18 protein-coding genes are annotated in these 22,379 nt (G+C 72.9%); 13 read left to right on the top strand and 5 right to left on the bottom strand.

Annotation, left to right across the window (positions count from 1 at the left end; genetic code table 11):
* Positions 1–100: 100 nt before the first annotated feature.
* The 5 genes from IF655_RS19345 to sucD all read left to right on the top strand — a co-directional run bounded on the left by IF655_RS19345 (position 101) and on the right by sucD (position 7,373).
* A complete protein-coding gene (locus IF655_RS19345) occupies positions 101–1,243 on the top strand; it encodes an AAA family ATPase (protein ID WP_242488821.1) in 1,143 nt (380 codons plus the stop codon).
* The gene (locus IF655_RS19340; protein WP_199586160.1) at positions 1,240–3,639 is read left to right on the top strand and encodes a DUF5682 family protein; all 2,400 of its coding nucleotides are present in this window, start codon (positions 1,240–1,242) and stop codon (positions 3,637–3,639) included. Before IF655_RS19345 ends, IF655_RS19340 begins: the two co-directional genes overlap by 4 nt.
* Complete coding sequence (locus IF655_RS19335; protein WP_374100307.1) at positions 3,636–4,973, top strand: VWA domain-containing protein; 1,338 nt, start codon at positions 3,636–3,638, stop codon at positions 4,971–4,973. The genes IF655_RS19340 and IF655_RS19335 overlap by 4 nt, the downstream gene beginning before the upstream one ends.
* 306 nt (positions 4,974–5,279) lie before the next feature.
* Positions 5,280–6,461, top strand: coding sequence for an ADP-forming succinate--CoA ligase subunit beta (gene sucC / locus IF655_RS19330; RefSeq protein ID WP_199586158.1), 1,182 nt, complete (start codon positions 5,280–5,282; stop codon positions 6,459–6,461).
* A gap of 27 nt (positions 6,462–6,488) precedes the next feature.
* Positions 6,489–7,373: a succinate--CoA ligase subunit alpha gene (sucD, locus tag IF655_RS19325; RefSeq protein WP_199586157.1), complete on the top strand. Its 885-nt coding sequence runs from the start codon at positions 6,489–6,491 to the stop codon at positions 7,371–7,373.
* Positions 7,374–7,466: 93 nt separating this feature from the next.
* Here the strand turns inward: sucD and IF655_RS19320 are convergent, their stop codons facing one another.
* A complete protein-coding gene (locus tag IF655_RS19320; protein WP_199586156.1) occupies positions 7,467–8,525 on the bottom strand; it encodes a helix-turn-helix domain-containing protein in 1,059 nt (352 codons plus the stop codon).
* 104 nt (positions 8,526–8,629) lie between these two features.
* Here IF655_RS19320 and IF655_RS19315 point away from each other — a divergent pair, with 104 nt between their 5' ends.
* Positions 8,630–10,237, top strand: coding sequence for a DUF6350 family protein (locus IF655_RS19315; protein WP_307814972.1), 1,608 nt, complete (start codon positions 8,630–8,632; stop codon positions 10,235–10,237).
* Here IF655_RS19315 and IF655_RS19310 read toward each other — a convergent pair.
* Positions 10,234–11,079, bottom strand: a complete 846-nt coding sequence (locus IF655_RS19310) for a hypothetical protein (protein WP_199586155.1) — start codon at positions 11,077–11,079, stop codon at positions 10,234–10,236. The two genes, IF655_RS19315 and IF655_RS19310, sit on opposite strands and share 4 nt — an antisense overlap.
* Positions 11,080–11,399: 320 nt before the next feature.
* Here IF655_RS19310 and purN point away from each other — a divergent pair, with 320 nt between their 5' ends.
* Both purN and purH read left to right on the top strand, forming a co-directional pair.
* A complete protein-coding gene (purN, locus tag IF655_RS19305) occupies positions 11,400–12,038 on the top strand; it encodes a phosphoribosylglycinamide formyltransferase (protein ID WP_199586154.1) in 639 nt (212 codons plus the stop codon).
* Complete coding sequence (gene purH / locus IF655_RS19300) at positions 12,035–13,606, top strand: bifunctional phosphoribosylaminoimidazolecarboxamide formyltransferase/IMP cyclohydrolase (RefSeq protein ID WP_199586153.1); 1,572 nt, start codon at positions 12,035–12,037, stop codon at positions 13,604–13,606. Before purN ends, purH begins: the two co-directional genes overlap by 4 nt.
* 104 nt (positions 13,607–13,710) lie before the next feature.
* Here purH and IF655_RS19295 read toward each other — a convergent pair whose 3' ends face one another.
* Complete coding sequence (locus IF655_RS19295; protein ID WP_199586152.1) at positions 13,711–14,409, bottom strand: RDD family protein; 699 nt, start codon at positions 14,407–14,409, stop codon at positions 13,711–13,713.
* Between the two features lie 287 nt (positions 14,410–14,696).
* Here IF655_RS19295 and IF655_RS19290 point away from each other — a divergent pair, with 287 nt between their 5' ends.
* The 4 genes from IF655_RS19290 to IF655_RS19275 all read left to right on the top strand — a co-directional run bounded on the left by IF655_RS19290 (position 14,697) and on the right by IF655_RS19275 (position 18,967).
* Positions 14,697–15,551, top strand: coding sequence for a bifunctional methylenetetrahydrofolate dehydrogenase/methenyltetrahydrofolate cyclohydrolase (locus IF655_RS19290; RefSeq protein ID WP_018544005.1), 855 nt, complete (start codon positions 14,697–14,699; stop codon positions 15,549–15,551).
* Positions 15,541–16,026, top strand: coding sequence for a DUF3017 domain-containing protein (locus tag IF655_RS19285; RefSeq protein ID WP_199586151.1), 486 nt, complete (start codon positions 15,541–15,543; stop codon positions 16,024–16,026). Before IF655_RS19290 ends, IF655_RS19285 begins: the two co-directional genes overlap by 11 nt.
* 352 nt (positions 16,027–16,378) lie before the next feature.
* Positions 16,379–17,650, top strand: coding sequence for an XRE family transcriptional regulator (locus IF655_RS19280; RefSeq protein WP_199586150.1), 1,272 nt, complete (start codon positions 16,379–16,381; stop codon positions 17,648–17,650).
* 327 nt (positions 17,651–17,977) lie between these two features.
* Positions 17,978–18,967, top strand: a complete 990-nt coding sequence (locus IF655_RS19275) for a malate dehydrogenase (protein ID WP_199586149.1) — start codon at positions 17,978–17,980, stop codon at positions 18,965–18,967.
* An 83-nt stretch (positions 18,968–19,050) separates the two neighbouring features.
* Here the strand turns inward: IF655_RS19275 and IF655_RS19270 are convergent, their stop codons facing one another.
* The gene (locus IF655_RS19270) at positions 19,051–19,737 is read right to left on the bottom strand and encodes a siderophore-interacting protein (RefSeq protein ID WP_199586148.1); all 687 of its coding nucleotides are present in this window, start codon (positions 19,735–19,737) and stop codon (positions 19,051–19,053) included.
* Positions 19,738–19,786: 49 nt separating this feature from the next.
* Positions 19,787–21,196 carry an MFS transporter gene (locus IF655_RS19265; protein ID WP_199586147.1) on the bottom strand — a complete coding sequence of 470 codons (1,410 nt, stop codon included), beginning with the start codon at positions 21,194–21,196 and terminating at the stop codon, positions 19,787–19,789.
* A 120-nt stretch (positions 21,197–21,316) separates the two neighbouring features.
* Here IF655_RS19265 and IF655_RS19260 point away from each other — a divergent pair, with 120 nt between their 5' ends.
* Positions 21,317–22,264 (top strand): LysR family transcriptional regulator, encoded by a 948-nt coding sequence (locus IF655_RS19260; protein WP_206776147.1) that lies wholly within the window; start codon positions 21,317–21,319, stop codon positions 22,262–22,264.
* The last annotated feature ends 115 nt before the right edge of the window (positions 22,265–22,379 follow it).

The following is a 22,379-nucleotide window of genomic DNA, read 5'->3' as shown; positions in this document are numbered from 1 at the left end:
GGCCCGCGGCAGAGTTATCCACAGGCCGAAGCGGTTGTCAGTGGCGTGCTGCATGGTGGAACCAGCTCGCCGACCGGCCGAGCCGAAGGGGGCCTCAGCCATGTCTGTGTCCACGGGGACGACCGCCGAACCGACCACCGAACCGACCGCTGGAGCAAGGGCGGCCCAGGCGTTGCGACCGCACGCCGAGCACGCCTTCGCGGCCGAACTCGCCGCGCTGGCCGCCCACGACGACAGACCGCGCCCGGCCCGCTGGAAGCTGTCGCCCTGGGCCGTGGCCACCTATCTGCTCGGCGGCACGCTGCCCGACGGCACGGTGATAACTCCCAAGTACGTGGGCCCGCGTCGCATCGTCGAGGTCGCCGTCACCACGCTCGCCACCGACCGCGCCCTGCTGCTGCTCGGCGTGCCCGGCACGGCCAAGACCTGGGTGTCGGAGCACCTGGCCGCCGCCGTCAGCGGCGACTCGACCCTGCTGGTGCAGGGCACGGCGGGCACCCCGGAGGAGGCGATCCGCTACGGCTGGAACTATGCCCGGCTGCTCGCTCACGGACCCAGCCGCGAGGCGCTTGTGCCGAGCCCGGTCATGCGCGCGATGTCCGAGGGCATGACGGCCCGGGTCGAGGAGCTGACCCGCATCCCGGCGGATGTCCAGGACAGCCTGATCACCATCCTCTCCGAGAAGACCCTGCCCATCCCCGAGTTGGGCGAGGAGGTCCAGGCCGTCCGGGGCTTCAACCTCATCGCCACCGCCAACGACCGCGACCGGGGCGTGAACGACCTCTCCAGCGCGCTGCGCCGCCGCTTCAACACCGTGGTGCTGCCGTTGCCGGAGACCGCCGACGCCGAGGTGGACATCGTCACGCGCCGCGTCGAGCAGATCGGCCGCTCCTTGGACCTGCCGACCGCGCCCGACGGCATGGACGAGATCCGCCGTGTCGTCACCGTCTTCCGCGAGCTGCGTGCGGGCATCACCGACGACGGCCGGACCAGGCTCAAGTCGCCGAGCGGCACCCTGTCCACGGCCGAGGCGATCTCCGTCGTCACCAGCGGTCTCGCCCTGTCCGCCCACTTCGGCGACGGCGTACTGCGCGCCGGGGACGTGGCCGCGGGCATCCTGGGCGCCGTCGTCCGCGACCCGGCAGCCGACCGGGTCGTATGGCAGGAGTACCTGGAGACGGTCGTGCGCGAGCGCGACGGCTGGACCGACTTCTACCGGGCCTGCCGCGAGGTGAGCCCATGAACGCGGTGAGCGGCGGGGCGTTCGCGTCCGGGCCGCTGCTGCTGGGGGTACGGCATCACGGACCCGGTTCCGCGCGAGCCGTCCGCGCGGCGCTGGACGCGTCCCGGCCCGCCGTCGTCCTGATCGAGGGACCGCCCGAGGCCGACCCGCTGATCCCGCTCGCCGCCGACCCCGGCCTGCGACCGCCGGTCGCGCTGCTCGCCCACGTCGTGGACGAACCGGGCCGCTCCGCCTTCTGGCCACTGGCCGAGTTCAGCCCGGAGTGGGTGGCGATCCGGTGGGCGGTCGAGCGGGGGGTTCCGGCTCGGTTCGTCGATCTGCCTGCGGCGCACACGTTGGCGGAGTCCGGGGACGAGCCGGGCGCCGGTCCCGGGTCTGCTGAGGGGACGCGTCTCGATCCGCTCGCCGCGCTGGCCGACGTCGCCGGGTACGACGATCCCGAGCGCTGGTGGGAGGACGTGGTCGAGCACCGGGGTGGGGGAGCGGAGGATCCCTTCGCGCCGTTCGCCGCGCTGGAGGAGGCGATGGGGGCGCTGCGTGAGCGGTACGGGGATGGCGGTCGCTCCCGGGACCAGGTGCGGGAGGCGTATATGCGGCTCCAACTGCGTTCGGCGCGACGTGAGTTCGGGGACGCGGTGGCGGTGGTGTGCGGGGCGTGGCACGTGCCCGCGCTGCGGACCGGGGTCACCGTCGCCGCCGACCGTGCCCTGCTGAAGGGGTTGCCCAAGGTGAAGACCGAGCTGACCTGGGTGCCCTGGACATACCGCCGCCTCTCCCGCTTCAGCGGCTACGGCGCGGGGATCGACTCACCGGGGTGGTACGCCCATCTGTTCCGGGCGCCGGACCGGCCGGTCGAACGATGGCTGACCAAGGTCGCGGGGCTGCTGCGGGAGGAGGACCGGCTGGTGTCCTCCGCGCATGTCATCGAGGCGGTCCGGCTCGCGGACACCCTCGCCGTGCTGCGTGGGCGTCCGCTGCCCGGGCTGAGCGAGACGACCGACGCCGTGCGTGCGGTGATGTGCGACGGATCGGACGTGCCGCTGTCCCTCGTGTACGACCGGCTGGTGGTCGGGGACGTACTCGGGGAGGTGCCGGAGTCGGCGCCCGCGGTGCCGTTGCAGCGGGACCTCGCCCGGGAGCAGCGCCGGTTGCGGTTCAAGCCGGAGGCGGCGGAACGGGAGGTGGAGCTGGACCTGCGCAAGGACACCGACGCCGCGCGCGGCAGGCTGCTGCACCGGCTGCGACTGCTCGGCGTCGGCTGGGGCGAGCCCATCACGTCACGGGGGAGCACGGGCACCTTCCGCGAGACCTGGCGGCTGCGCTGGGAACCGGAGTTGTCGGTGAGGGTGGCGGAGGCGGGCGTGTGGGGGACCACTGTCCTCGGCGCCGCGACGGCCAAGGTGGAGGCGGACGCGATTACCGCCCGCGCTCTCGCCGACGTCACCTCGCTGGCCGAGCAGTGCCTGCTCGCCGGGCTGCCGGACGCGCTGCCCGTGGTCATGCGCGTGCTGGCCGACCGGGCGGCTCTGGACTGCGACGTGGGGCATCTTGCACAGGCCCTTCCCGCGTTGGTCCGGTCGCTCCGCTACGGCGATGTGCGCGGCACCCATACCGGCGCGCTTGCCGATGTGGCGGCAGGTTTGGCCGACCGGATCTTCGTCGGGCTGCCTCCGGCGTGCGTCGGGCTGGACGTGGACGCGGCGCACGAGATGCGGGGGCACGTGGAGGGGGTGCAGGGGGCGGTCGCCTTGTTGTCCGAGGTGTGGGGCGGGTGCCGCTTGGACGGCGAAACGGGGTCAGGTGGCGAGGGCTCGCAGGGCGACGGCAACCGCGAAGGCGCCGGTCTCCGCGACCGCTGGCGCGGCGTCCTCCGTACCCTCGCCCTCCGCGACGCCGTCCCCGGTGAGATACGGGGGCGCGCTGTCCGACTGCTGCTCGACGGCGGGGCGTTGGCGGACGGGGAGGCGGCGCGGCTCATGGGGCTGGCGCTGTCCCCGGGGCCACCGCCCGGGGATGCGGCCGCGTGGGTCGAGGGGTTCGCCGGGGGAGGCGGGGGCGGGTTGCTGCTGGTCCACGACGAGCGGTTGCTGAGGCTGGTCGACGGGTGGTTGACCTCGGTGTCGACGGAGGCGTTCACGGACGCGCTGCCGTTGCTGCGGCGGACCTTCTCCGCGTACGAACCCGGGGTGCGGCGCACGCTCGGTGAGCTGGTCCGGCGCGGGCCGGAAGGCGCCGCCGGACCCGTGACCGGCGCGACGGCACCGCCCGGTTTCGCGGCCGAGCCGGACCCGCGGCGCGCCGATGCCGTGGTGCCGGTGCTGCGGTTGCTGCTCGGGCTGGAGGAAGAGCGGACCGTACCCAGGGACGACAACACGCTTGCGGGGGTGGGCGGATGACGACGGACATGCCAAGGACGACGGACGCACCTAAGGCGACAGACGCACCAAGGACGGCGGTCACGCCAAGGACGACGGACGAACCAAAGGCGACAGACGCGCCGACGCCGACAGGCGCACCAAGGGCGCCAGGCACCGCACCTCGCGAAGCTGACGCTGACGCCCGCGCCGACGCCCGCGCCGACGCCGAGCGGTTGCGTCGCTGGCGGCTGGTGCTCGGCGGGGAGCAGGCCGACGGCACCGGATGCGTGCTCGCGGGGCGGGACGCGGCGATGGACACGGCGCTGACCGCGCTGTACGGAAAGCAGGACCGGGGCGGCAAGGGCGCCGGGGGCGGGCGGGAGCGGGCGGCGGGGCTCGGTGGTTCGGTGCCGTCGGTGGCGCGCTGGCTGGGGGACATCCGCACGTACTTCCCCTCCTCCGTCGTCCAGGTCATGCAGCGCGACGCCATCGACCGGCTCGGGCTCGCCGCGCTGCTGCTGGAGCCGGAGATGCTGGAGGCGGTGGAGGCGGACGTGCACCTGGTCGGCACGCTGCTGTCGCTGCACCAGGCCATGCCGGAGACGACGAGGCAGACCGCGCGGGCGGTCGTGCGGAAGGTGGTCGAGGATCTGGAGAAGCGGCTGGCGTCCCGTACCCGGGCGACCCTCACCGGGGCGCTCGACCGCAGCGCCCGGATCGGCAGACCGCGCCACCGGGACATCGACTGGAACCGCACGATCGCGGCCAACCTCAAGCACTATCTGCCCGAGCACCGCACGGTGGTGCCGGAGCGGCTCGTCGGATACGGGCGGGCGGCGCGGTCGGTGAAGAAGGAGATCGTGCTCTGTGTCGACCAGTCCGGGTCGATGGCCGCGTCGGTCGTGTACGCGTCGGTGTTCGGCGCGGTGCTCGCCTCGATGAGGTCGGTCAGTACGCGCCTGGTCGTCTTCGACACCTCGGTCGTGGACCTCACCGATCAACTGGACGACCCGGTGGACGTGCTTTTCGGCACTCGGCTCGGCGGTGGCACCGACATCAACCGGGCGCTGGCGTACTGCCAGTCGCGGATCACCCGCCCCGCCGAGACGGTCGTGGTGCTGATCAGCGATCTGTACGAGGGCGGGATACGGGACGAGATGCTGAAGCGGGTCGCGGCGATGAAGGCGTCCGGCGTCCAGTTCGTGACCCTGCTCGCGCTCTCGGACGAAGGCACCCCCGCCTACGACCGCGAGCACGCGGCAGCCCTGGCCGCCCTCGGCATCCCCGCCTTCGCCTGCACCCCCGACCACTTCCCGGAGGTGATGGCGGCGGCACTGGAGAAACGGGCCGTCCCCGTCCCGCACCCCTCCTGACCCTGCCCCACCCCGCCCCGCTCCACCCCCGACCTGACCTGCGACAACCCCGCACCTGCGCCGAGCCCCCGGGCAGGGTCACGGCACCGCGTGTCACCTCATCCGGCATCATGTGACAGGTATCACCGCTCGGGTGTGACCCGCGATTTAGAGGGCCCCGGCAAGCAGCGATAACCTGCGAGGCGGACATGCCGCGCGCTCGGACACCGTGTGCGCCCCCCTAGTGACAAGCGGACGTCACGTTGCCCTTCGCGGCACGCCCACGCATCCAACGAACCGCGAGATCACTGATAGGGACGGAAGCGCGTGGACCTGTTCGAGTACCAGGCGAGGGACCTCTTCGCCAAGCACGATGTACCGGTGCTGGCCGGTGAAGTCATCGACACGCCTGAGGCGGCGCGCGAGATCACGGAGCGTCTGGGCGGCAAGTCCGTCGTCAAGGCGCAGGTGAAGGTCGGTGGTCGTGGCAAGGCCGGCGGCGTCAAGCTCGCCGCCACCCCGGACGAGGCCGTCGCCCGCGCGACGGACATCCTCGGCATGGACATCAAGGGCCACACGGTCCACAAGGTGATGATCGCCGAGACCGCTCCGGAAATCGTCGAGGAGTACTACGTCTCCTTCCTCCTCGACCGTGCGAACCGCACCTTCCTCTCCATCGCCTCCGTCGAGGGCGGCATGGAGATCGAGGAGGTCGCGGCGACCCGCCCCGAGGCCGTCGCGAAGATCGCGATCGACGCCATCGACGGTGTGGACGAGGCCAAGGCCCGCGAGATCGTCGAGGCCGCCAAGTTCCCGGCCGAGGTCGCGGACAAGGTCGTCAACGTCCTCATCAAGCTGTGGGACACCTTCATCAAGTCGGACGCCCTCCTCGTCGAGGTCAACCCGCTGGCGAAGGTCGCCTCCGGCGAGGTCCTGGCGCTTGACGGCAAGGTGTCGCTCGACGAGAACGCCGAGTTCCGTCACCCCGAGTACGAAGAGCTGCACGACAAGGACGCGGCCAACCCGCTCGAGGCGGCCGCCAAGGCCAAGGGCCTGAACTACGTCAAGCTCGACGGCGAGGTCGGCATCATCGGCAACGGCGCGGGTCTCGTCATGAGCACCCTGGACGTCGTCGCGTACGCCGGTGAGAAGCACGGCGACGTGAAGCCCGCCAACTTCCTGGACATCGGTGGCGGCGCCTCCGCCCAGGTCATGGCGAACGGCCTGGAGATCATCCTGGGCGACCCGGACGTCAAGTCCGTGTTCGTCAACGTCTTCGGCGGCATCACCGCCTGCGACGAGGTCGCCAACGGCATCGTCCAGGCGCTGAAGCTCCTGGAGGACCGCGGCGAGAAGGTCGAGAAGCCGCTCGTCGTCCGCCTCGACGGCAACAACGCCGAGCTGGGCCGCAAGATCCTCACCGACGCCAACCACCCGCTGGTGCAGCGCGTCGACACCATGGACGGCGCGGCCGACAAGGCCGCCGAGCTGGCCCACGCCGCAAAGTAAGCACTCAGGACGAGGACACAACACACCATGGCTATCTGGCTCAACAAGGACAGCAAGGTCATCGTCCAGGGCATGACCGGTGCCACCGGCATGAAGCACACCAAGCTCATGCTGGGTGACGGCACCGAGGTCGTGGGCGGCGTGAACCCGCGCAAGGCGGGTCAGACCGTGGACTTCGACGGCACCGAGGTACCCGTGTTCGGCACGGTCGCCGAGGCCATCGAGAAGACCGGCGCCAACGTCTCCGTCATCTTCGTGCCGGAGAAGTTCACCAAGGACGCGGTCGTCGAGGCGATCGACGCCGAGATCCCGCTGGCCGTCGTGATCACCGAGGGCATCGCCGTGCACGACACGGCGTCGTTCTGGGCGTACGCCGGCAAGAAGGGCAACAAGACCCGCATCATCGGCCCGAACTGCCCCGGCATCATCACCCCGGGCCAGTCGAACGTCGGCATCATCCCGGGCGACATCACGAAGCCGGGCCGCATCGGTCTGGTCTCGAAGTCCGGCACGCTGACGTACCAGATGATGTACGAGCTGCGGGACATCGGCTTCTCGACCGCCGTCGGCATCGGTGGTGACCCGATCATCGGCACCACGCACATCGACGCCCTGGCCGCGTTCCAGGACGACCCCGACACCGACCTGATCGTGATGATCGGTGAGATCGGTGGCGACGCCGAGGAGCGCGCTGCCGCGTTCATCAAGGACAACGTGACCAAGCCGGTCGTCGGCTACGTCGCGGGCTTCACCGCGCCCGAGGGCAAGACCATGGGCCACGCCGGTGCCATCGTCTCCGGTTCGTCCGGCACCGCCCAGGCGAAGAAGGAGGCCCTGGAGGCCGCGGGCGTCAAGGTCGGCAAGACCCCGACCGAGACCGCCAAGCTGGCGCGGGAGATCCTCTCCGCCTGATCGGCCGATCACCCGATCGCCCGTTCATCGGCATACCGGTGGGCCCGGTCCCCTCTCGTGGGGGACCGGGCCCACCGGCGTTCGGGGACCGGCTCACCCGGGGTCCGGTGCCAGCCGATCCGGTCCGTTGGTCTGCTCCCGGCGCAGCTTGGCGCGCAGGTCCTGCTCCGCCTTGGACAGCGGACCCATGGCCGGGGCCGCGGGTACGCCGCGTACCGCCTGGGCGGGGGCGATGGGCGCCTCGTAGTGCGTCGGGGCGGAGCGCAGGGTCAGCGCCGTCGCGCCGATGATGGCGACGGTGAAGGCGATGGCGGCGCGGGTCCAGAAGACGTTGCGGCGCTCGCCCACGGTGCGCACCGTGGTGGGGGCGTCGGCGCGCAGCCGTTCCGTGGAAGCCAGTTCGGCCAGCCGCCGGTGCAGCGCGGCGGGGTCGGCGAGTTCCGGGACGTACGCGGCGACCGCCTCGCGAGCGCGGGTCAGCCTGCCCGCGGCGGCCGGGGTGCTGGCCTCCGTCTCGGCGGCCAGCTCCGGCAGGTCCAGTCCGACGCCGTCGTAGAGCACGAGGGTGCGCCGGTACGACGCCGGGAGGCTCAGCAGCGCGTCCAGCAGGGCGCGGTCGGCCGGGTCGGCGGGCGGGGGCTCGGGGGTGCGGTAGCGGGGGCGGAAGCGGTGCCAGGGGGAGAGGGCGTACTCGTACGCCGGCGCCCGCACCCAGCCGCCCGGGTCGCGGTCCCGGGCCACCTCGGGCCAGCGCTGCCAGGCGAGCTGGAAGGCGCGCTCGACCGCCTCGCGGGCCAGTTCGCGGCGCCCGGTGAGGAGGTAGGTCTGGCGGACCAGGGCGGGGGCGCAGAACGCGTAGAGCGCGTCGAACGCCTGAGCGGGAGTCAGGGGAGGCGGCTCGGGGGCTCTCGGCGGGGGAGGGCTCGCGGCGGATGGCTGACTCGCCGTCTGTTCGGCCAGATCGGTGAGCAGGCGGGCGTACGCCTCGTGGCGCGGGCCGCTCGGAGTGCTTCGGCCGCGTTCCCAGGCGCGTACGGTCGCCCGGCTGACACCGAGTCGCCTGGCGACCTGAGCCTGCGTCAGCGCGTGGTGCTCGCGCAGGCGTCGGCGTTCGTCCGGTGGTGGCAGCGGACCGGCGTAAGTCTGCGTCACGGCTCACCCCTCTGCGTGAAAAAGCACATAAACACATATTGGGCGACACTACGGGGGTTCGCCTGTTACGCCGGGAAAGCGCGTGTCGTTGGGAGCATGTCGGCGTGATCCTGCCGACCGATCGCCCCCCGTCGTCGTCCCCGCCGCCCTCCCTGTCGTCGTCCCTGCGGACCCGGTTGCGCGACCGTTCACCCGGTCTGGGCGCGAGCCTCGTGGGCGGCGCGCTCGCCGCCGCGCTCGGACTCGCCGCGTGTGCCGCGCTGGTGATGGTGCTGTGGGTCAGCTCGCCGTACCCCGACAGCGGTCCGGGCAGCGCGCTGCACATCGCCGCCGCGCTCTGGCTGCTGGCCCACGGCGCCGAACTCCTGCGCGCCGACACCCTCTCCGGCGCCCCGCAGCCCGTGGGTCTCACCCCGCTGCTGCTGCTCGCCCTGCCGGTGTGGCTGCTGCACCGGGCAGCGCGCGACGCGGTGGACGCCCCCGACGCCACCGATGCCCCCGACGCCACCGGCCGTCCCGGTCACCCCGACTCCACCGGTCACCGCGACTCCACCGACGCGTCCGACGCCCCGCCCCCCGTCCCCGCCCGCACCGCGTGGACCGGCGTCGTCCTCGGCTACCTCGGCGTCGGCACCGCCGTCGCCCTCTACGGCTCCGGCGGCGAACTCGGTCCTTCCTGGCCCTGGGTGACGGTCTGTCTCCCGCTGATCGCCGCTGCCGCCGCGTCCGGGGTCTGGTCGGCGTACGGCAGACCGCTCGGACCGCTGCCGGGACCCGTGCGGGGACTGTGGGCGGGGGCACAGGCGCGGGCCCGGCTGCGTACGGCGCTGCGCGCCGCCGTGGCCGGTACGGCTGTGCTGACCGGCGGCGGGGCGCTGCTGCTCGCGGTCTCGCTGGTGTGGCACGGGGACGCGGCGCGGCAGTCCTTCACGCAGCTCACCGAGGGCTGGACCGGTCGGTCCACCGTCCTGCTGCTCGCGGTCTCACTGATCCCCAACGCGGCGGTGTGGGCCGCCTCCTACGCCCTCGGTCCCGGGTTCATCCTCGGCTCCGGTCATCTGGTGCACCCGCTGCTCTCCGACCCGGCGCCGCTCCTGCCCCCGTTCCCGCTCCTCGCCGCCGTCCCCGACCCGGGCGCGGCGACCCCGCTGAACTGGGCGGCGGCAGCGGTTCCCGTCGCCGCCGGGGTGACCACCGGCTGGTTCGTGGCGCGCGGAGCCACCCGGCGCCGGGACGCACCGTGGACGGCGCTGCGCACCACCGGGGTGCTCGCGCTCGCGGCTGTGCTCTGCGCCGGGGCGCTGGCCCTGCTCGCCGCGCTGTCGGGCGGTCCGCTGGGCGTCGGCGCGCTGGCGGACTTCGGTCCGGTGTGGTGGCTGACGGGTCCCGCGGCGGGCGGGTGGGTCCTGGTGACGGGGCTGCCGGTGACGTGGACGGTACGAGCCTGGCGGCTGCGCGGCACCCGGAAGCGGGGCGCGGTCCCCGCCCGGACCACGGAGCCGAAGGGCGTGTTCACCGGGCGGCGGAAAACCGCCCCGCGCAAGACCCAGGAAGCCGCCGTACCCGAGCAGCAGAACCCTCAGCCTCCCGCCGAGGAGCTGTACGACTTCCTCGACGCGGACGACCCCTTCGCCCCGGACTGGTCCGACGCCCTCACCGGAGCGACCCCGGTGCCCAAGCCCGAGCTCGAGCCCCGCGAGGACAGGCCCTAGCCCCGCTCGGCTCCCGCCGACCCCAGCACCCCGCGCAGCTCCTTCGGCAGCAGCGTGTCGCAGGACTGCTTGGCCTTGTTCGTCAGGGCGTCGTCCACGCACGTGTAGTAGTCGCGGTAGACGAGCTGGACGGTGAAGACCGAGGCGGTCAGGCACAGGGCGAGCGCGGCGGCGATCATGCCGCCGATCGCCGCAGTCGCCTGGGGGCGCCCGTGCTGGGGCGGCTGCGCGGCGGCGGGGGCGTCCGGGTCCGGGGTACGGGGCTTGGCGCGCAGGGAGCTGCCGCCCCAGTACAGCGAGAGGGCGCCAAGCAGCAGCGAGACGTACGGCCAGCCCAGGAGCACGAAGAAGACGGCCCACATGCCGGCCAGGAGCGCGTAGCGCGCGCGGCGCTGTGCCGGGTCGGTCAGGTCCCAGCGCTTCTTGTCCGGACCGCCGCCCGGACGCTCGGGTCCGCTGCCGGGGCGCTCGCCGAAGGTGCCGGGGGCGCGGCCGGGCTGCCGGTCGCTCCACTGGCTGCCCCAGGGCGAGCCGTGTCCCTGACCGCCCGGTCCCTCGGGACGCTTGCCCCACGGCGACCCCTGGCCCTCGCCGGAGTCGGAGCCCTCCGGGTGCCGGGGACGCCACGGCTGGTCGGGGCTGCCCTCGGGCGGGGGCGCGAACGGGTTGTCGTCCTGCTGGTCGCCGCCCTGGCCGCCGTCGCCGCCCGTCGGTGCCTGGGGCGGCGTGGAGGGCCGCTCCCGCAACAGCGTGAAGCCGCGCTCGGGCAGCACGGAGCCGCGCTCGCCTCCCAGGTCCGGACGCGGCGGGAACGTGAGGAGTCGCGGGCTGCGATCGGGCATCAAAGGAGCGTCTTCCCCTAGGTCATGACGTAGGCAACTGCTCAGGCTGTGACAAGTGTCCGTGACAACTGTCCGGCACGAGCTTCCGTCCCGTGAACGGACCGCGCCACCACGGCGTTCCCGAGCCGGTTCCTGGCGAACGCTACCTTCCGGCCACGCCCCCGTCCCGTGGGGGCCGTCCGGAGTGCCGGTATCGTTGCTGGCGGCCGGCCGCTTCGTAGACTTCCCCGTATCCGGGGGCGCGAAGCATTCGTACGACCGTACAAACGCGACCGTACGACCCGGCCGGACCTACCGCCGTCCCGAGAAAGGGCCCCATCGTGGCCGCCACCCCCGCCGGTCCGGCGGTCAAGCGTCTGGTCGTGCTGGTCTCCGGCTCCGGAACCAACCTCCAGGCGCTGCTGGACGAGATCGAACGCGTCGGAGCGGAGGCGTACGGCGCCCGGATCGTCGCCGTCGGGGCCGACCGCGACGGCATCGAGGGGCTGGCCCGCGCCGAGCGCGCCGGGCTGCCCACCTTCGTGTGCCGGGTGAAGGACCACGGGAGCCGTGAGGAGTGGGACGCGGCGCTCGCCGGGGCGGTCGCCGCCTTCGAGCCCGACCTCGTGGTCTCCGCCGGGTTCATGAAGATCGTCGGCAAGGAGTTCCTGGCCCGGTTCGGCGGGCGGTTCGTCAACACCCACCCGGCGCTGCTGCCGAGCTTTCCCGGGGCCCACGGTGTGCGCGACGCGCTCGCGTACGGCGCCAAGGTCACCGGCTGCACCGTCCACTTCGTCGACGACGGCGTCGACACCGGGCCGATCATCGCGCAGGGCGTGGTGGAGATCCGGGACGAGGACGACGAGAGCGCTCTGCACGAGCGCATCAAGGACGTCGAGCGAAGGCTGCTCGTCGAGGTCGTGGGACGGCTCGCCCGCCACGGCCATCGCATTGAGGGACGAAAGGTAGTTATCCAGTGACCGCCACCGCCGAGAGCACCAAGCGGCCCCTTCGCCGGGCGCTCGTCAGCGTCTACGACAAGACCGGCCTCGAAGACCTCGCGCGCGGGCTGCACGAGGCCGGTGTGGAGCTGGTCTCCACCGGTTCCACGGCGTCCCGCATCGCCGCCGCGGGCGTCCCCGTCACCAAGGTGGAGGAGCTGACCGGCTTCCCCGAGTGCCTGGACGGGCGGGTCAAGACCCTGCACCCCAAGGTCCACGCGGGCATCCTCGCCGACCTGCGCCTGGACAGCCACCGCGCGCAGTTGGACGAGCTGGGCGTCGCGCCGTTCGACCTCGTCGTCGTCAACCTCTACCCGTTCCGCGAGACCGTCGCCTCCGGCGCCTCGCCCGACGAGTGCGTGGAGCAGATCGACATCGGCGGACCCTCCATGGTCCGCGCCGCCGCCAAGAACCACCCCTCGGTCGCCGTGGTGACCAGCCCCGAGCGGTACGCCGACGTGCTCGCCGCCGTGCAGGACGGCGGCTTCGACCTCGCCGCCCGCAAGCGCCTGGCAGCCGAGGCGTTCCGGCACACCGCCGCCTACGACGTGGCCGTTGCCGACTGGTTCGCCACCGCGTACGCCCCGGTGGACGACTCCCCGTTCCCCGACTTCCTCGGCGCCACCTGGGACCGCGCGCACACCCTGCGCTACGGCGAGAACCCGCACCAGCCCGCCGCGCTGTACGTCGAGCAGGGCGCCGAGGGGCTCGCCCAGGCCGAGCAGTTGCACGGCAAGGAGATGTCGTACAACAACTACACGGACACGGACGCCGCGCGCCGTGCCGCGTACGACCACGACGAGCCGTGCGTCGCGATCATCAAGCACGCCAACCCGTGCGGCATCGCGATCGGCGCGGACGTGGCCGAGGCGCACCGCAAGGCGCACGCCTGCGACCCGCTGTCCGCGTTCGGCGGGGTCATCGCGGTGAACCGGCCGGTCAGCAAGGAGCTGGCCGAGCAGGTCGCGGAGATCTTCACCGAGGTCATCGTGGCGCCGGACTACGAGGAGGGCGCGCTTGAGGCGCTGACGCGGAAGAAGAACATCCGCGTCCTGAAGGCGCCGCACGCGCCCGCCTCCCGCGTCGAGGTCAAGCCGATCGACGGCGGTGTCCTGGTCCAGGAGACCGACCGGCTCCAGGCCGACGGCGACGACCCGGCGAACTGGACCCTGGCCAGCGGTGAGGCGCTCTCCGCCGAGGAGCTGGCGGAGCTGGCCTTCGCCTGGCGGGCGTGCCGCGCGGTGAAGTCCAACGCGATCCTGCTCGCCAGGGACGGCGCCTCGGTCGGCGTCGGCATGGGCCAGGTCAACCGCGTCGACTCCTGCAAGCTGGCGGTCGAGCGGGCGGGCGAGGAGCGGGCGCGGGGCGCCTTCGCCGCCTCCGACGCGTTCTTCCCCTTCCCCGACGGACCCGAGATCCTGATCGGCGCCGGGGTCCGCGCGATCGTGCAGCCCGGCGGCTCGATCCGCGACGAGCAGGTCGTGGAGGCGGCGAAGGCGGCGGGCGTGACGATGTACTTCACGGGGACGCGCCACTTCTTCCACTGAGCGCACCGAGCGCGCTCATCGCGCTGAGCTGAGCGGACATACAGCCGAGGGCCGTGTCCCACCCGACCCGGGTGGGACACGGCCCTCGTCCGTGAACCGCGCGCTCAGTCCTTGTGCGCGACCACGGTGCCCGCGACCTTGTCGTGCCAGCCCTGCTGGCGTCCGGAGTTGTCCCAGAAGGGGGACAGGTAGACGAGGAGCTGGCCGATGCCGCAGCTCACGTAGCCCGCGGCGGTCGGGATGATCCAGCGCAGGAAGGACTTCAGCAGCCCCGGCTTCTGACCCGTGTCGGCGCGCAGGACGCGGATGCCGACGGCCAGCTTGCCCAGGGTCGCGCCGACCAGACCGATCATCAGCCACTCGTAGAGCAGGGTCGCGAGACCGAACAGGAGCGCGATGGGGATGATCTTGCTCACGATGCCCTGGCTGGCGCTCTGCACGCAGGCGTCATAGGCAGCCGAACCGGCGTTGGGGTCGCAGTCCTGGGCCGAGCTGACGGCGCCCGCGATGCCGATGGACGCGAAGATGATGTAGATGACCGAGATGATCACGACGTCGATCGCGCGGGCGCCGAAGCGGCGGCCCATCGAGGCCAGACGGGGACCGGGACCGCCCGGGTAGCCGACGCCGGGCTGCTGCGGGTAGCCGTAGCCCTGGGGCGGGACGCCGCCGCCCTGCGGGTAGCCGTACTGCGGCGGCACGCCCTGCGGTGCCTGGGGGTAACCGGGCTGCTGCGGCTGGCCGTAGCCCTGCTGGGGGTCCTGGGGCTGACCGTACGGATTGTTGGGCGAGCCGAAACTCATGGCTGGTTTTCCTCCGTTGACCTTGCGGGGACGACGCGGAAGGCACGGAGGTATGACACGTTATGAGCGGTTAGCCCCCCACCGGACCGCGGCTTGTGCGCCATTCATCGTTGTGGAGCGGCAAGATCTTGTCCACCCGCATTCGCGATGTGTTGTGCAAGTGCAACATCAACGATCATCAGTGATCATCGGCGGACATCCCGGGAGGTGCGGGACGTGCGGGACGCCACTCCGCGAGGGCCCACCCGGATTGGAACCGGGGGCCCGTCATCCGCGAGGATGGGGGTATGACCGCCCAGATTCTCGATGGCAAGGCCACCGCAGCCGCGATCAAGTCCGATCTGACCGCCCGCGTGGCGGCGCTGAAGGAGAAGGGGATCACGCCCGGCCTCGGCACCGTCCTCGTCGGGGAGGACCCCGGCAGCCAGAAGTACGTCGCGGGCAAGCACCGCGACTGCGCCCAGGTCGGCATCGCCTCCATCCAGCGTGAACTGCCCGCCACCGCCACCCAGGAGGAGATCGAGGCGGTCGTCCGCGAGCTGAACGAGGACCCGGCCTGCACCGGTTACATCGTCCAGCTCCCGCTGCCCAAGGGCATCGACGAGAACCGCATCCTGGAACTGATGGACCCGGAGAAGGACGCCGACGGTCTCCACCCGACCAACCTCGGCCGCCTCGTCCTCAACGAGCCCGCTCCCCTGCCCTGCACCCCCAACGGCGTCCTCACCCTGCTGCGCCGCTACGGCGTCGAGACCAAGGGCGCCGAGGTCGTCGTCGTCGGGCGCGGGGTGACCATCGGGCGCTCCATGCCGCTGCTGCTCACCCGGCGCAGCGAGAACGCCACGGTGACCCAGTGCCACACCGGCACCCGTGACCTGGCCGCGCACCTCAAGCGCGCCGACATCGTCATCGCCGCCGCGGGCTCCCCGCACCTGATCCGCGCCGAGGACATCAAGCCCGGCGCCGCCGTGCTCGACGTGGGCGTCTCCCGCAACGCCGAGGGCAAGATCGTCGGCGACGTCCACCCGGACGTGGCCGAGGTCGCCGCGTGGATCTCCCCGAACCCCGGTGGCGTGGGTCCGATGACCCGTGCCCAGTTGCTGGTCAACGTGGTCGAGGCGGCGGAGCGCAGTGCCGGCTGACGACGTGCGCGAGGACGCGGAGACCCGCGCGGAGAGCGGCGAGGAGGCCGGGACGGTGGAGACGCAGGACACTCCCGCGGGCGAGGTCCGCAAGCGCCGCTTCCCGCTGTTCACCAAGGACACCGCGCGCCCCGAGGGCGGTGGCCGGGCCGCTCCCGGTGACGCCCCGGCGCCCGCGCGGCAGTGGCCCATGCTGGTCGTGCTGTCCCTGGTCGGGCTCGGTCTGCTGCTGACCGCGTTCGACCTGGTCCGCGCGGGCACCCTGCTGATCGGTGTCGCGCTGCTCACCGGCGCGGTGCTGCGCTGGCTGCTGCCCTCCGTCGGCATGCTGGCGGTCCGCTCGCGGTTCACGGACATCGTGACCTACGGCATCCTCGGCGTCGTGATCACCCTGCTGGCCCTGATGGTCCAGCCGAACCCCCTGCTGGTGATCCCGTTCCTCAAGGACGCGCTGCACTTCACGGTGAGCAAGTAACGCCGTTCGCACGGGAGTCACGGCTCCCGCTGGCGCTGTGGCCGATGGGCTCGCCCCCTCCCCCGACCGGGGGCGAGCCGCCGGGAATCAGCGTGGCGCGGTCCGGCGGGGCTGTTCAACGCCTGTCCGTCGGCTGTGGCACGGAGGTGACGGTTCCGCTACGGGTCCGCGCCCTGGGCGCCGCCGGTTCCGGGCAGTTCGGGGGGAACGACGCGAACACCCCGTAGCGACCGGGGAACCGGGCTACCGTGGTGAAGGTGCGTGAAAGCGCCGGATCGACGGGGACCGTCCGGTTCCGGCGCGGCCGTGGGGAGACGGCTCTCGCCGGGGGACGAGTGTGGGGGGAAGAGCGATGCCTCGTTGGAAACCGCTGCCGGACGAACTCGATCCGCAGATACGGGAGTTCACCGGTCAGTTACGGCGGATCGTCGACCAGGGCGGACTGAGCGTCGCGGCGCTGGCGGACCGTACCGGCTACAGCAGGACGTCCTGGGAGCGCTACCTCGGCGGTCGCCTCCTCGCCCCGCTCGGCGCGGTCGTCGCCCTCGCCGAGGCGACCGGCACCAGCCCCGTCCACCTCACCACGATGTGGGAACTGGCGGAACGCGCCTGGAGCCGCGCGGAGTCCCGCCAGGACCGCACGATGGAAGCGATCCGGATCACCCAGGCGCGGGCGGCGCTGGGGGACGCGGGGGTCGGTGGAGCGGGCGCGGCTCCGGCGGTGGGCGGTGGTGACGGGGCGGGTGGTGCGGGTGCGGCTGCTGGTGCTCCGGGGCACGTCCCGGGTCCGGGTGACACGGTCGCCGACGCCGTTCAGGCGCCGGGTGGCGCGGGGTTCGGCGCCGCGCCCGCAGTGGGTGGCGCGGGCACGGGCGGTCCCCCGCCGTCGGGCGGCTTCGGTCCGGCTCCCGCGCCGGGTCGTACCGGTGGCGGCAACGGCACGGCACCTCGAACACCGGACGGCACCGGCGCCCCCGAGAACCCCGGCGCCACAGACCCCGGCGGCGCGGCGCCCGGGATCGCCGGACCGGCGGGCGTCGTGCCCGTGGGCGCTCCGCACATCCCGGCGCAGCCGACCGCGGCGGACGTGGACCGCGCCGCCCCGCCCGCCGGGGACACCGGTCGCGCACGGCGTACGACGCTCTTCGCGGCCGGGGCTGCCGTCGTGCTCGTCGCGATCGGGGCGGTCCTGCTGTTCACCGGGCGGGACGACGGGGGCGGTGAGCCCGGGAGAGCCGTCAACTCGCCCTCGGCGCAGGCGCGTACCCCGCAGGCGCTGCCCTCGGGCGTCAAGTGCGCCGGGGCTTCCTGCGCCGGGAAGGACGCCGAGGCGATGGGGTGCAGCGGAGCCCGGGCGGCGACGGTGAGCAGCGCGGTCGCCGGGACGGTCACGCTGGAGGTGCGGTACAGCCGGATCTGCGGCGCGGCGTGGGGGCGTATCACCGGAGCCGCGCCGGGGGACCGGGTGCGGGTGCTCGCGGGCGGCGAGCGGCCGGGCGCGGTCACCGAGACCGGGGACACCCTCGCGTACACCCCGATGGTGACGGTGGAGAAGGCGTCCGGCGTCCGGGCCTGCGCGACCCTCGCGGGCGGGCGGACGGCCTGCACGAAACCGGCGAAGTAGCCGCCCGCCCCGAACGAATTCCGCCCCGCCCGGCATGGCTCGCCCGAACCCGGGCACTCGCACTTGTACCCCCCCACGGGAGAACCGGTGACGGCCGGTACCCCCGCCGGCGGCCGCCTTCGTCTCCCTCTCCCGGACGGGCGGCCGCCTCATATGTTTCCGGGGTCAACTCCGCGGCGGAACCGCCCTGTGGGGTGAGCCACAGGGCCCCGGACGTCCGGGATGCGGGATGCGCGATAGCCTGACCGCTGGATCTCTCTTGACGCCAAGAGATCGATCATCCGCCCGGGGCAGGGACGCCCCACCGCCTGTCATACGGAGAACGCCATGACCCGCACTCCCGTGAACGTCACCGTCACCGGCGCGGCCGGCCAGATCGGTTACGCCCTGCTCTTCCGCATCGCCTCCGGCCAGCTCCTCGGCGCGGACGTGCCGGTCAACCTGCGCCTGCTGGAGATCACCCCGGCGCTGAAGGCGGCCGAGGGCACGGCCATGGAGCTGGACGACTGCGCGTTCCCGCTGCTGAACGGCATCACCATCACCGACGACCCGAACGTCGCCTTCGACGGTGCCAACGTCGCCCTCCTCGTCGGCGCCCGCCCCCGCACCAAGGGCATGGAGCGCGGCGACCTCCTCGAGGCCAACGGCGGCATCTTCAAGCCCCAGGGCAAGGCGATCAACGACCACGCCGCGGACGACATCAAGGTCCTCGTCGTCGGCAACCCGGCCAACACCAACGCCCTGATCGCCCAGGCCGCCGCCCCGGACGTACCGGCCGAGCGCTTCACCGCGATGACCCGCCTCGACCACAACCGCGCGCTGACCCAGCTCGCGAAGAAGACGGGCACCCCGGTCTCCGAGATCAAGCGCCTGACGATCTGGGGCAACCACTCCGCGACCCAGTACCCGGACATCTTCCACGCCACGGTCGCGGGCAAGAACGCCGCCGAGGTCGTGAACGACGAGCAGTGGCTGGCCGACGACTTCATCCCGACCGTCGCCAAGCGCGGTGCCGCGATCATCGAGGCGCGCGGCGCCTCCTCGGCCGCCTCCGCCGCCAACGCCGCCATCGACCACGTGTACACCTGGGTCAACGGCACCGCCGAGGGCGACTGGACCTCCATGGGCATCCCGTCGGACGGCTCCTACGGCGTCCCGGAGGGTCTGATCTCCTCCTTCCCGGTCACCACCAAGGACGGCAAGTACGAGATCGTCCAGGGTCTGGACATCAACGAGTTCTCCCGCGCCCGCATCGACGCCTCGGTGCGGGAGCTGGCGGAGGAGCGCGACGCGGTCCGCGGTCTCGGCCTCATCTGAGCCTGAGCCACGCGCACGGCTGACGGGCTCCCACCGGTCGTTCCGGTGGGAGCCCGTCCCGTGTTTCCACGCCTACTCCACGCCTACTCCATGCCGCGCTTGCCCGGCGTCCAGAACGGCTTCGTCAGCACCGAGCGCCGGTCCCAGCCCGCGTCGCGCAGCACATGCCGTACCGCCTGCACGGTGCGCGCCTCACCGGCGACGTACGCCACTCCGCCGGGCGCGGGCGCGAGGCGTCCCACCGCCTCGGGCAGCGGGATCTCGCCGCGCAGGATCCACTCGATGCGACCCGCGTGGGCCAGCGGCAGCCGGTCGCCCACCGTGTCCGTCTCCACGCAGCCCGAGACCCGCGCGCCGTCGGGCAGCGCGGCGAGCATCGCGCCGAAGGCGACGGACGCGGTCTCGTCGCCGACGAAGACGTGGTGCGCGGCGTCCCTGCGCAGCGTGAAGGAACCTTCCGGCTTGCCGAGCCGCACCTCGTCGCCGACCGCCGCCTCGCGTCCCCAGCGCGCGCCCGGACCGTCGCCGGGGTGGTCCAGGACGCACAACTCCAGGGCGCCGGTGGGCTCGTAGCGCCAGATCGAGTACGTACGACGGGTCACCGCGGTGCCGACCAGGACCCGTACCTGCTGGCCCGGCAGCACGTCCAGACCGGCGAGCGCCGCGCTCTCGACGCGCAGGCGCCGCATCCGGGCGGTGAACCGCTCCACGGCGGTGACGGTGCCCCGGAGCATCAGCAGATCGAGGACGGGATTCAGCAGCGCGGGCATGCACGGCTCCTTGAAGTGCGACAACTCGGCCGAAAGGAACCCGAGTTGATCATCGGTGGGGGGTGGTGGGCGATGCTACGCGCTCCCGTTCCGGCGCCGTCGCCGGGAGGGGTCGTTCACGTCCGCCGTAGCCCGCGACCACCAGCGCCGTCGCCGCGAGCACGATCAGCGCGACCGTGCGCAGCGCGGGGCCCATGCCCCCGGCGAGGTCGGTGTGGGCGGCGAGCACGGTGCCGGTGACCGCGACGCCGAGCGCGGCGCCGGTCTCGCGGGCGGTGGTGCCGAGCCCGGAGCCGAGACCCGCCTGGTGCGCGGGGAGCGAGGTGACCACGCCGAGGGTCAGCGCGGGCATGGAGAGCCCGGTGCCCGCCGAGGTGACCAGGAGCCAGCAGGCGTAGAGCCCGTACGAGGTGCCCGCACCGGCGGTGGACGCGCCCAGCAGCCCGGCGCCGATCAGGGCGAGCCCGGTGCCGACGACCGTCCTCGGCTGGACCCGCCACCGCGTGGCCAGCTTCTGCGACAGGGCCATGCCGACCGGCAGCGGCATGATCGCCAGACCGGTGAGGGCGGCGCCGTAGCCCTTGACGCCCTGCAGGTACTGGGAGTTGACGAAGAACAGGGCGAACAGACCGAAGAATCCGGTGGCTGTGCCCAGCGAGGCGGAGCGCAGCCGGGGCGAGGCGAAGACCCGGGGGTCGAACAGCGGCGCCGGGGAGCGCAGGGCATGCCGGGTGAACACGGCGATCAGGACGGCTCCGGCGAGGAAGGCGCCGAGGATGCGGGCGGAGGTCCAGCCGTAGGTCGGACCCTCGATGATGCCGAACAGCACCGCGACCAGCCCCGCCGTCAGCAGTACGGTGCCGAGCGGGTCGGGGCGGGCGCCCGGTGAGCGCTCGGTGCGCGGGGTGGTGACGGCGACCGCTGCGGCGAGCAGTACGGCGAGCGGGACCATCACCGCGAACAGCGCGCGCCAGCTCAGATACTGCCCGGCGAGCCCGCCGCCGAGGTTGCCCGCGGCGCCGCCGAGCCCGAGCGAGAGCGTCCACGCGCCCATCGCCGCCGCCCGGGTGTCGGGTCTGGAGAGCTGCATCAGGATCGACAGCGTGGCCGGGGTGATCAGGGCGGCTCCGGCGCCGGACAGTCCCCGGCCCGCGATCAGCACGGCAGGGTCCGTCGCGAGCGCGCTGGTGGCGGCGCCCGCGGCGAAGAGACCGAGCCCGGCGAGCAGCGCGCCCTTGCGGCCGTAGCGGTCGCCGGTCGCGCCCGCCGGGATGAGCAGGGCGGCGAAGGCGATGACGTAGGCGTCCACCATCCACAGGACCTCGCTGTGCGAGGGGTGCAGGGAGGACGCGATCAGTTGCGGGATCAGGAGGTTGATGGCCGCGACCATGCTCTGGGCGACCAGGACGCAGGCGCACAGGGCCAGCAGGGTGGGGCGTTTCAGGGCAGGCGAGGGCACGGCTCCTCCGGGAGCTGGGTGGGGTTTGGGGTGGGTGCTGAGCGGGTGCTGGTGCGAGGTGCCCTGTCACCGTAGGGTCGGCACCGACCTGCTTTCCAGTGCAACTTTCGCAAGGAGTGATTGCGTGTGACGCAATCCGTGGGCGCCGATCCGTCGACAGCCGCCGGGGTGGACCTCAACCTGCTGCTCGCGCTCGACGTGCTCCTGGAGGAGCAGAGCGTGCGGGGCGCCGCCCACCGTCTGCATCTGTCGGAGCCCGCGATGAGCCGCACCCTCGGGCGCATCCGCAAGGCGCTCGGCGACCCGGTGCTGGTGCGCGCCGGGCGGCGCATGGTGCCGACCCCGCACGCGCTGGCGGTACGGGCGGAGGTGAGCGCGGTGGTCGAGCGCGCCCGCGCGCTGTTCGCGCCCGGGCGGGACACCGACCTGCGCACGGTGAGCCGTACCTTCACGATCCTCGGTCACGACGCCACCGCCGCCACCCTCGGTCCCGCCCTGCTCGCCCGCGCGGCGCGCGAGGCGCCCGGCGTCCGGCTGCGGTTCCTGTCCGAGAGCCCCGTGGACGCCCCCTTCCTGCGCCAGGGCACCGCCGACCTGGAGGTCGGCGTGGTGGACACGACCGCCCCCGAGGTGCACACGGAGACGCTCCACGAGGACCGCATGCTCGGCGTCGTACGAGCCGGACATCCGCTCCTTGAGGGGGAGTTGACCCCGGAGCGGTTCGCCACCGAGTCCGGGCACCTCAGCGTGTCCCGGCGGGGCAGGCTGCGCGGACCGATCGACGACGAGCTGGCAGCGCTCGGTCTGGAGCGGCACGTGGTCGGCAGCGTCGGCACCTATCCCGCCTCGCTGTTCGTGCTCCGCGAGAGCGACCTGATCGGGCTCGTGAGCGAAGGAGCCCGCGCCCTGGCCGAGACGCTCGGTCTGGTCGTCTTCCCGGTCCCGCTGCCGCTGCCGCCCCTGCCGGTGGGCATCGCCTGGCACCCCCGGCACGACGCCGACCCGGCGCACGCGTGGCTGCGGGGCTGCGTGCGGGACCTCATCCCGGGGGCGAGCGCGGCGAGTTGACGCCGCTTCACAGGCTTCACACAAGCGCCGGACGGCAAAACGGGTGCCGTGGTCCCCGCGTCCCCTCTATCCTCGGGGTTCGTCCGCCGGCCCACTGACACGGGTCGCGCGTCAC

Origin of the sequence: Streptomyces sp. DSM 110735, from assembly GCF_016482685.1 — a bacterium.
Taxonomy (GTDB): domain Bacteria; phylum Actinomycetota; class Actinomycetes; order Streptomycetales; family Streptomycetaceae; genus Streptomyces.
The sequence above is the reverse complement of the archived record's forward strand: the minus strand, read 5'-3'. Positions and strand labels throughout refer to the sequence as shown.